This is a genomic window from Ligilactobacillus acidipiscis DSM 15836 (assembly GCF_001435755.1).
GTDB classification, from domain to species: domain Bacteria; phylum Bacillota; class Bacilli; order Lactobacillales; family Lactobacillaceae; genus Ligilactobacillus; species Ligilactobacillus acidipiscis.
On record NZ_AZFI01000068.1, the window covers coordinates 1 to 10200 of the forward strand.

General features: G+C 32.8%; 10 protein-coding genes. All 10 read left to right on the forward strand.

The features are described 5' to 3' along the window. Nucleotides 1-262 precede the first annotated feature (262 nt). The 10 genes from cas1 to csm6 (FC65_RS06015) are packed head-to-tail and all read left to right on the forward strand — an operon-like array spanning nt 263 to nt 10064. Entirely contained in the window at nt 263-1171 is a 909-nt protein-coding gene (cas1, locus tag FC65_RS05970) for a type II CRISPR-associated endonuclease Cas1 (protein WP_056971925.1), read from the forward strand. Between the two features lies 1 nt (nt 1172). Then, nucleotides 1173-1478, forward strand: a complete 306-nt coding sequence (gene cas2 / locus FC65_RS05975; RefSeq protein WP_056971926.1) for a CRISPR-associated endonuclease Cas2 — start codon at nt 1173-1175, stop codon at nt 1476-1478. Between the two features lie 39 nt (nt 1479-1517). Then, complete coding sequence (cas6, locus tag FC65_RS05980; RefSeq protein ID WP_056971927.1) at nt 1518-2258, forward strand: CRISPR system precrRNA processing endoribonuclease RAMP protein Cas6; 741 nt, start codon at nt 1518-1520, stop codon at nt 2256-2258. Nucleotides 2259-2262: 4 nt separating this feature from the next. Then, entirely contained in the window at nt 2263-4476 is a 2214-nt protein-coding gene (gene cas10, locus FC65_RS05985; protein ID WP_056971928.1) for a type III-A CRISPR-associated protein Cas10/Csm1, read from the forward strand. A gap of 60 nt (nt 4477-4536) precedes the next feature. Next, on the forward strand, nt 4537-4929 hold the full coding sequence (gene csm2 / locus FC65_RS05990; RefSeq protein ID WP_029605270.1) for a type III-A CRISPR-associated protein Csm2: 393 nt from the start codon (nt 4537-4539) through the stop codon (nt 4927-4929). A gap of 20 nt (nt 4930-4949) precedes the next feature. Continuing rightward, nucleotides 4950-5618 (forward strand): type III-A CRISPR-associated RAMP protein Csm3, encoded by a 669-nt coding sequence (gene csm3, locus FC65_RS05995; RefSeq protein WP_010496922.1) that lies wholly within the window; start codon nt 4950-4952, stop codon nt 5616-5618. Between the two features lies 1 nt (nt 5619). Continuing rightward, nucleotides 5620-6519, forward strand: coding sequence for a type III-A CRISPR-associated RAMP protein Csm4 (csm4, locus tag FC65_RS06000; protein WP_056971929.1), 900 nt, complete (start codon nt 5620-5622; stop codon nt 6517-6519). Between the two features lie 14 nt (nt 6520-6533). Next, nucleotides 6534-7532, forward strand: coding sequence for a type III-A CRISPR-associated RAMP protein Csm5 (gene csm5 / locus FC65_RS06005; protein WP_056971930.1), 999 nt, complete (start codon nt 6534-6536; stop codon nt 7530-7532). Then, nucleotides 7532-8797, forward strand: a complete 1266-nt coding sequence (gene csm6 / locus FC65_RS06010; protein WP_056971931.1) for a type III-A CRISPR-associated CARF protein Csm6 — start codon at nt 7532-7534, stop codon at nt 8795-8797. The genes csm5 and csm6 (FC65_RS06010) overlap by 1 nt, the downstream gene beginning before the upstream one ends. A gap of 22 nt (nt 8798-8819) precedes the next feature. Continuing rightward, nucleotides 8820-10064 carry a type III-A CRISPR-associated CARF protein Csm6 gene (gene csm6 / locus FC65_RS06015; protein ID WP_056971932.1) on the forward strand — a complete coding sequence of 415 codons (1245 nt, stop codon included), beginning with the start codon at nt 8820-8822 and terminating at the stop codon, nt 10062-10064. Nucleotides 10065-10200: the final 136 nt, after the last annotated feature.

A 10200-nucleotide genomic window follows, 5' to 3' on the forward strand; every position in this document is an offset into this window, starting at 1 on the left:
AGAGTATCCCCAGTAATAGGGGACGAGAACATAAATTTGTTATAGGTTTGATTGCTATTAAGGGGTAATAGAGTATTCCCGGTAATACGGGGTGGGAACTTAAAGTACCAGATCATGGTAAATATATATTTTTGTTGCTGATGATTTATTTTTTAGGTTAGTATCTACACTTTAACTTTTTCTTTTGTTAATCGGCTAGTTGTGGTATGATACTTCTCCTATTCAAAATTAAAGAGTTAGTTGAATATTTGGGGGGATATTTATGAAGAATATAATGTATATTGAAAGGAGACATTATGTTTCTGTTAATGAATATGGTTATAGATTTGTGGACTTAGTTTCCAGGGACGAAAAGTTTTGTACTTTTGATGATGTTGAATGTCTAGTGTTTGATAATCTAAATAGCTTTTTTTCTTCTAAGGTGGTCAGTGAATCAGTTAAACATCATGTAGGTTTAATGTTTTGCGATGAAAAACATTCTCCGATAGTTTACGCAAATTCTGTATTAGGACAAGAAAATAGACTAGCTAAACTTTCTGCTCAAACTAAATTTTCCACTAAGATGAAAAAGAGATCATGGCGCAAAATAGTAATCAGTAAAATCAATAATCAAGCTGATTGTTTAATGCAAGCGAGCAATGATTTAGAAAACGCAAATTTAATAAGGTCAATTGGGAAAAATGTTGTTGAGGATGATATACATAATTGTGAAGCTTATGCTGCGCGTAAGTATTTTCCCATAGTATTTGGAAAAGATTTTAAAAGAGGAAGATATGCTGATTTAGCTAATTCTTGTTTAAATTATGGTTATTCATTGATTAGAGGAGCAATACGACGTAGGATCGTTGTATGTGGCTTGGAACCCAGTTTTGGGATCCATCATAACTCTAGTGAAAATCCTTTTAATTTGTCTGATGATTTAATTGAGCCCTTTCGTCCATTTGTTGATATGATCGTGTTTGAAATTATCGGTGCTAAAGATATAGAGGAATTTGACTTTGTAGCTAAAAAAGCACTGTTTCAAGTCTTTTTCGAAAGATGTGTTATTGACGATAAAGTTTATATGATTTCCGATGCTATTAATGTTGTGGTTGATTCTTTTGTTAAATGTGTAAGTCAAAATAGTGTGACTTATTTAAAACTCCCAGCTTTTATAGAAGGGGGAAGGTAAAATGGTTTTACTAATATGTTTTGATTTGCCTAGAAACACGAAAAAGCAAAGAACGCAAGCTACAAAATATAGAAAGCGCTTAACCCAGTTAGGATTTTACATGAAACAATATAGTGTCTATGAAAGAGAAATACGAAAAAATGCAACCAAAAATAGGATCATCAAGGTTTTGAGAGAAGAGCTTCCTACAAAGGGCGAAATTACATTGTATGTTTTACCGGACGAGGTTAACGATCAACAAGTTACTATTCTTGGGGATAGGAAGGTACAAAAAACTATCAGACAAGCACAGTTTATTGTTTTATAATTATAAGGTAAATGTGGATAGGATCAAAAGGAGAATTAGATGGAAAAAATAAAACTAATTTGCCCAAGTAATGGGAAAAAAGATTATAAGTTAGGTGTTTTTTTTCATGCATGGCTGATGGATCACATTGACGAACAGCAATCAACCATTATGCATGAGAATGGTACGAAGCCATTAACGATAAATGTTAAATATGAAAATTCGAAAGTAATATTTGAAGTGAATTTATTAACTTCGGCTTTGTCTTCGACAGTACACAATATTTTATTAAATGAATCCTTGACTTCCTTTGCATTAAATTCAGCTTCGCAGAAACACTATTCAATAAAACAAAAACAAAGTCAGTATCTAGTTGAAAGAGATTTAACAAAGGAATTTTATAACGAAAAACCACAGCGGAAAATGTTTATTAACTTCAGTACTTCTACCAGTTTTAAGTCAGAAGGTCTGTATATTTTTTACCCAGATTTACATTTGTTATTTCAAAGTTTGATGCGTAAATATAACTTTGTTTACGAAGGATATGAAAATATTGATAAGGAGTTACTTGAAGATATTTGCGCAAACGTACATGTTAGGGGGTATAATCTTCGTTCAAACCATTATTCAATTCATAAAGCGAGGATACCATCTTTTACAGGTTCAATTTATTTGATTTGTTCCGGAACAAGTATATTGGTGAGCTACATCAACGTACTTTTAAAATTTGCAGAATATGGTGGAGTAGGTATCAAGACAGCTCTGGGCATGGGTGCTGTTAGAATCGATTGGAAAGGGTGAGAGAATGTTTGATAAAGTAAATAGTTTATTTTTTTCAGCTTTATTACATGATGTAGATAAAGTTTTACAGAAGTTAGATGAATCCGATGTTAAAGCTTTGAATAAGACAATAAACGGTAAAGAGTTCGTACGATATCTAAAATATAAATCTATTGATGATTTAAAGGGTGATGATATCGCTACGGATGATTTGATTTATATAATATTATTTTCTGAGAGTATTATAGATAGAGTTAGTTTGGATGAGGTTGGAAAAGGGGAACAAAGTGTTTCTAATCTCGATGATATCTTTAATAAGTTTGGTAAGCAAGAAAGCACAAGGTCCTTTGAAACTCAAACATTAACTTCTCCAAGACGGAATATTTTTGCTCAGAAGCGAACGACTTTTGATGATTTTGAATTTGCAAACGTGCAAAAACGGTTGTTGAATGAATTAAAAGAAAATTCTTTTGATTTTTCAAGTAAGCAGCGGTTATTAAACGTTATGGAAAAATTGACTAGTTATATTAATTGTGGTGTAAAAGGACAAGAAGACATCTCATTTTATGATCACGCTCGTTTATTAACTTGTGTTTCTAGTGCAATTTATTTTTATTTAGAAGATAACCAAATCAACAATTATAAGCAGTTTTTTCTAAAGGGTAGCACTGATATTCTTGCTGAAAAATTTTTCCAATTGGTTAGTTTTGATATTTCGGGGATTCAAAGTTTTATTTATAAAATAACAAGTAAGGGTGCTCATAAACAGTTAAGAAGTCGTTCATTTTATTTGGATATGATCAGTGAATGGATCGTGGATCGTTTACTCGAGCAATGCGGGCTGGATAGAACAAGTTTATTATATTCTGGTGGTGGACATGCCTATTTAGTGTTGCCGAATACAGATTGGTGTTTGCACGAAATGGAAAAAATTGAGCATTCATTTAACCAATTCTTTTTGAAGTCTTTTTCAACGGATTTATACGTTGCTTTTGGAAATGCTGAATTCAGTCCTGTATCTTTGTTAAGAAGTAATGTTATTCAAAATATATATCGGAGTGTTAATCAAAAGGTTAGCTTTAAAAAGCTAAATCGTTATTCAGCTGATACGATACTTTCTTTAAATAAAGGGGGAAAGAAAAAAGGAAGAGAATGTTCTATATGTCATACCGTAGACAATTTGATCTCTGATGAAAATAAGTGTCATCTTTGTGCCTCGTTGGAGGAATTTTCTCGTAATATTCAAAAAGAAACCTATTTTGAGGTTGTTGAGGGCGTAGATGGGTTACGTTTAGATACTGATCATGTGTTAAAAAGGATAAGTTCAAATAGCAAAAATAAAGGTTCAAATACTGTTTATGCTAAGAACCTTTTTAATGGTTCCGACTTTTCGGGTGTTAAAATATGGGCTGGTGATTACACAGACCTGGAAAACAATTTATTTACTAAATATGCTAAAAGAGATTGGAAAGACGGAGAAAGTAAAGGTATCAAAAGGATCGGGACATTGCGTTGTGATGTTGATGATTTAGGATATGCGTTCATGGCTGGCTTTTCTGAATTGGAAGGAGGCAAAAATAATATCTTTAGCCGAACTGCCACCTTTTCTAGGAGTATGAGTATGTTTTTTAAGGCCTATATCAACACTTTTGCTCAAGAAACACATTTAACGATCATATATTCAGGTGGAGATGATGTTTTTGTACTTGGCGCTTGGGATGAAATAATAGATTTTGCAGTCCTATTGAGACAGAATCTGAAAAATTGGTCAAACGGAAAGCTGACTTTGTCAGCAGGAATCGGCTTGTTTGAGGATAAAACACCAATCAATGTTATGGCTCGAGTGACAGGAGATTTAGAAGACACAGCTAAAAATAGTGGTAAAGATAGCATCTGTTTATTTGATGAAAATGAAATTTTCCAGTTTGATGAATTTATTGAAGAAGTTTATCAAGGAAAACTTATTTCTATTCGAAAATTATTTGATGGTGAAGGGGAAAAGGGAAATTCATTTATATATAAATTGCTTGACTTGATCAAGCAAAGAAACAGGACGGATCGAATCGCTTTTGCTAGGCTTGCATATTATTTAAGTCAATTAGAAGAACACACAGACAATAAACAAGCCTTTAATCGTTTCAAACATAATATGATGGGATGGTTTGATAATGATCGTGGCATCAAGGAAGCTGAGATGTCGTTGATCCTATACGTTTATGAAACAAGAAAAGAGGGCTAATATATGAATAATAATTATAAAAATAATCATGGTCGGAATGAATCTTCAAGAGCTACGAGCATGCAGGTTAATATTCAGTTTCGTGAAGAAACATACGTAGACGAAGCTGAAAAAGTTATTAAGGAATTGGGAAGATTCAATTTTAAACATGGTCGAGATGAGTTAACAACTAGCCAGATCCGTAATCTTTTAAGTTTGGTAAGTACTATATTTAATGAACTTTCTTTTAAAGAAGTTACACAATTAACGGGTAAGTTGTCGTATTTAAGGGTCCAATTTGTGTACCAAAGCGGTAGAAATGCGGCGGTTAAAGATTTAGTAAGGACGGGTAAAATTTTAGAATTACTTGAAAAGGTGCAAACTTCTAAGGATAAAAGAATGTTAATTCGGTTTTGTCATTACTTTGAAGCTTTAGTTGCTTATTTTAAATATTATGGTGGTCAGGATAAATAGTCAGTTTTGGGGGTAATATAATGTCAAAATTTGCAAAAATAAAAATTACTGGAACGGTTAAAGTCTTAAGCGGGTTACATATTGGGGGAAGTACGGCCTTTGCCGCGATTGGAGCAGTAGATTCACCAGTTATTAAAGATCCTATTACTAATTTGCCAATGATACCTGGATCAAGTATTAAGGGAAAGATGAGGTCATTGCTGGCCAAAGTGTATAATGAGAGGATTGTGGAGAGCCCGGATGATGATAATGAGAAAATTACTAGATTGTTTGGTGCAACAACTGGAGGTGGAGAAAACGGTGATCAAATCATTCCTAGTCGACTTCTTTTCAGAGATTCATTTCTTACTAACAAAAAAGACTTAGAAGAAAAAAATGTTGATTCTTTAACTGAGGTTAAGTTTGAAAACACTATTGATCGGTTAAGTTCAAAAGCTACCCCAAGACAAATTGAAAGAATAGTTAAAGGTAGTGAATTTGGTTTCGAATTAATTTATGAAATGAATGATCAATCTCAAGCTAAACAAGACTTGAATACTATTCTGGAAGGACTTAATTTATTAGAAATGGATTATCTCGGGGGTAGCGGTAGTCGGGGGTATGGGAAAATTTCTTTTAGTAATTTAGCTGCGAATACTGTTTTTGGCGACTTTGATACTGAGAAATTTAATGAAGAATTGAGGAGATAAAATGGGATTACAAATGTATATTCTTAAATTTGATAATGCTCATTTTGGTACAGGAACGTTGTCTTCAAGTGATTTCTCATTTTCTGCTAGTCGTCTTTTTAGTGCATTGTATTTAGAAGCAATCAAGCTAAATCACCAAAATGATTTTTTGGAGTTAGCAAACCAGGGAGATTTTGTATTAAGTGATGCTTTTCCTTATACGGATAAAGCGCTCTTTTTACCTAAGCCCATTGGGTATCCTGATTATTCTGCACACGAGCAGAAGATATCACTTGAAATGCGTAGAAAAGCAAAAGCTTCCAAAAAGTTGCAGTATATTCCTTGGAATTTAATGGACGAATATGTGTCAGGTAAAAGCGTTATCAAAAACATTGCTGATATGCAAAAAGATATGTATACGGTCCAATATGTTACTAAGAAGGGAAAAGATCCCTATGAAGTGGCGGTCACTTCATTCAATTGCCAACTATATATTATCGCACCACAAGATAAATTGCTTGATCAGTTGATGGACTCTTTACAGTACAGTGGACTTGGCGGGGAACGATCGAGTGGTTATGGTCAATTTACTCTACGATCGTCTTCTTTACCAAATGAATTTGTTCAAAAATTGCGATTTAATGATGGCGTGTTATCAATGGCACTTGCCACTAGCCTGCCTAAAGCAGATGAATTGAAACGATCTATGGATGGTGCTAGGTATTTACTAAAAAAAGATAGTGGTTTTGCGTACAGTGAAATGAGCAAAGAGTTATTACGTAAACAAGATTTGTATAAATTTGCAGTTGGCTCGACGTTTAAGAAACAGTACCGTGGAGAAATCGTTGATGTACGGCCAGACAATTTTCCACATCCTGTTTGGAATTATTCAAAAGGTTTGTTTTATCAATTGAGTCGGTAGAAAGGAGGGGGACTGTGAAACAATTATATAAAAGATATAGTTTCGTTTTGTGTACGTTAGCTCCTGTTCATGTAGGCAATGGAGATACATACACACAAAAGGAGTATATTTATGAGAATGGGCATTATTATTTTCCTAATATGGGCTCATTGTATGAGGAAATTCAAAATCATGGTCCAGAAGTTGTAAAAACTTTTGAAGATTTTTTGATGTTAAACCAAAATAATAATCGTAGAAAGCCAAGATTGGTCGACTTTTTAAATGATCAAAGGATTGCTGCAAGAGGTTTTGGGGGCTATCAAATAGATGAAACAATGTTTGAATCTGAAAAAGATCAAAGGGGCAAAATAAATGAGATTTCTGAATTTATCAAAGATCCTTATGGCTCTCCGTATGTTCCTGGTAGTTCTTTAAAAGGTTCATTACGAACTTTGGTTTTAAATGGGAAACCAAACGTGAAAAATGATAATGAACTTTCATCCATATTCAGCAATATATATGTTTCTGATAGTAGTCCAATATCCTTGGAAAAGTTAATTTTGTGTAGGAAATGGGATTATTCTGGAATAAAGATGGAAGCTAAAGGACTTCCTGTGTATCGAGAATCGTTACGACCGTTTACAGTCATTAAATTTGAAATTCAGGCATGTAATAATGAGGCTGTGGAGATATTGGATAACTTGTCTAAAATAGCCGAAAGTGTTTATCAGCATTATCACGAATTTTTCTTGCAAGAATTTTCGAATAAGTATATTCAGAATAACGTTTTTGCTCCTATGTATTTGGGAGCAGGTAGCGGTTTATGGACAAAAACAAAAATTGATGATGTTAAGTTGAATAGATTTAAAACGGGAAAATATTCGATGAAGCGTAAAGGTGTTTTGAAATTAACGAAAGCTCCTTTGGTAAAGTATAAGGAAAAAGGAGAAATACATTCATTAATACAGAATAACGAAAATTTTTACGAAATGGGTAAGTCTGGTTTTATTTGTAGAGCTTTGGAGGACAATTAATGGGACAAACAATATTATTAACTTGCGTTGGTGACACTGACCCGATCAGGGATTTTCACGATGGAGCCTTATTGCATATAGCTCGTTGTAAAAAGCCCGAAAAAATAGTTCTTTTTCAGTCAGAACGATCTCTAAAAAAAAGAGATAGATTGATCAAAGCTTTGACGTCTATTCCGAATTATGAGCCTAATGTTATTGATGATCCTGATATCATTAAAAATGATGATGTTTATCTTTTTGATAAAATGTTTGAAATAATTGATAAAAAAGTAAGTCATTACATGCGAGATTTAACTGATGAAGATCAAATTATCCTCAATTTAACAAGTGGAACTCCCGAAATGATTGCTGCAATGTTTTCTGTTAATAGGATCAAGGGGTTAAATGTACAAGCTTTTCAGGTCATGACACCAAGTAAAGGGTCGAATAAAGACATTAAACATGACAATGATGTGCCAATTGAAGATTTAATAAACAGTAATTTGGATAATAAGGAAATTTTTGAGTCAAGGATAGTTCAAGATAAAGCTGAAAGATATGGTCAGGAGTTGCTAAAGAAAAGAGCAATAGATTATGTCAACATGTATAATTATAGTGCTGTTTTAGATTTAATTACTTCGAAGAGTGGAAATATTATCGGGAAAGGAAAAAGAAAAAAAGTAAGAAGAATAATCTATGAAATTGAAGATAATGTCAAATATCAAAAAAATATACCTAAAACAGAGACTATGGATTTAAGTTTGGAAGAAAAAAATTTGTTAAACGAATATTTAGTCATTCAGCTTCAATGCAAACGACAATTTAGTACTGAGGTCCTGATGAGAGTTTCTGCATTGGCTGAATTTGCAGCAAAGGTGTACTTAAATAAAAAATATGGTGATGTGATAAAAGATTGGGAAGGAAAGTCTTATTTGAATATTGATAAGTATCCGAAAATTGCGGCTACTCAGGGGGAACACGCAGACAAGTCTCAAAATCTGATTGGATATTCTATCATTTTATCTATGTTCGAAAGTAATAGTGATAGTGCGGAGCATTTAAGTTCTGATTCAGTTTTTACAGAGCATCTTAAAAATATTGTTAAAAACAAGAAGGTTAGAAATATGGTTTCACATACGTTAAATGAAGTACCAGCTGATAAATTTAATTTAAATGAGGTTTTAAATGATTGCTTTAACTTGGTCTTTGAAACACTGGATATTTCAAAAACATGGAATGACTATTATGATAATCAAAATAATCTGTTACGTAAACTATTATCTTAATTGAAGGGTGGGGAATATAAACGTGACTACATTATTTTCATGCGTCGGTTTTTCTGATCCATTTAGAAATGGATATGACGGTCCTCTTTTGAATATAGTTCGGTCGAAAAAGCCTGATAAAATCATTCTTGTTTTTTCGGAGGGAACTATCGGAAATCAAGAAAAAATTAGTGCGGCAATAAATGGTATAGAGGATAGTTATAAACCGTCAATAATTGTAGATCCTGAAGAAACTCCAGATAAGGATACACCTTATTTCGATAAAATGTTTAAAATTCTGTACGATAAGATTATGAAATATTTTCTTGAAGAAGAAAACATTACCTTGAATCTTTCGAGTGGCACACCAGCTATGGAAAGTGCGTTGTTTTCGATCAACAGGATCTTAGGATTAAACGTTAGTGCTTATCAAGTAAAAACGCCGGTTAATGATTCCAATGAAAATATTGAGTTTAACTTATCAGATGGTAATGATGGTGAAAGCCCAGAAAGTACTGTACAAAACACGAGCGACAGAATACTTAGTGATAAAGGTGAAAAGTTTGAGCAAACCTTGATCAAAGAAAATGTTAAGCAATTTATTCAGGAGTATGACTATCTGTCCGCATACGAATTAATAAAAAATGATCCAGTCCTGTCAACAAAGGAAGAATTGTCGAATAAATTAGAGCAATTTGTTGTAGCCTTAAAATATCAAAGAGTTTTTCCAGCTGTTAAAGTAAAAAAATATGATAAAGAAAAGACAATACTTTTAAATTCCTTTTTGATTTTTTTGCTGCAGGTCAAGAGGGGAATGACTAGCGAAGTTGTTATTAGAGGCAGAAATCTAACTGAGTTCATATGCGAAATGTATTTGAATAAGAACTATCAAGGTCTTATTAAATATGATGAACATCAGTTGCCACAGTTAAACGAGTGTGAATTTACTGAAATTAGAGAGCAGTTATATAACAATAGATTTTCAACTTTTTCTTTTTTAAGCTTTCCAGTATATCAAGGAATATTTAAAGCGCTGGGAGAGTCGGAAATAGGGAAAGCATTGGATCAACTGTCAATTTTTAATATTCGAAACCAAATTGCACATAATTTTAACGAATTATCCGAAAAAAAAGTTAATTTATTGTTAAAATACTATTCTACTGATAATTCGTACGAAATTGTAAATAGATTATTGAGTTTAATAAAATTTGTTTTTAACTTAAGTAAAGAATGGTTAATCTTTTTTGAGACGGAAAACAAAAACATTATTTCTCTTTTAGAAAAATGATGTCTGTAAAATGGACAAATCAGCTAGGACTTAAACCTCGTTTGTCCGTTTTTTGGACAAAGAAAAATGGAATAATCATTGATCTTGTGAGGTTTGAAGGATGCTTTGGGTATTAGATGATCCCCGGTAATAGGGG

Bases quoted from the DNA above. Each gene is read 5' to 3' on its own strand.
- cas1 (WP_056971925.1), top strand. From the start codon at position 263: ATGAAGAATATAATGTATATTGAAAGGAGACATTATGTTTCTGTTAAT.
- cas2 (WP_056971926.1), top strand. From the start codon at position 1,173: ATGGTTTTACTAATATGTTTTGATTTGCCTAGAAACACGAAAAAGCAA.
- cas6 (WP_056971927.1), top strand. From the start codon at position 1,518: ATGGAAAAAATAAAACTAATTTGCCCAAGTAATGGGAAAAAAGATTAT.
- cas10 (WP_056971928.1), top strand. From the start codon at position 2,263: ATGTTTGATAAAGTAAATAGTTTATTTTTTTCAGCTTTATTACATGAT.
- csm2 (WP_029605270.1), top strand. From the start codon at position 4,537: ATGCAGGTTAATATTCAGTTTCGTGAAGAAACATACGTAGACGAAGCT.
- csm3 (WP_010496922.1), top strand. From the start codon at position 4,950: ATGTCAAAATTTGCAAAAATAAAAATTACTGGAACGGTTAAAGTCTTA.
- csm4 (WP_056971929.1), top strand. From the start codon at position 5,620: ATGGGATTACAAATGTATATTCTTAAATTTGATAATGCTCATTTTGGT.
- csm6 (WP_056971931.1), top strand. From the start codon at position 7,532: ATGGGACAAACAATATTATTAACTTGCGTTGGTGACACTGACCCGATC.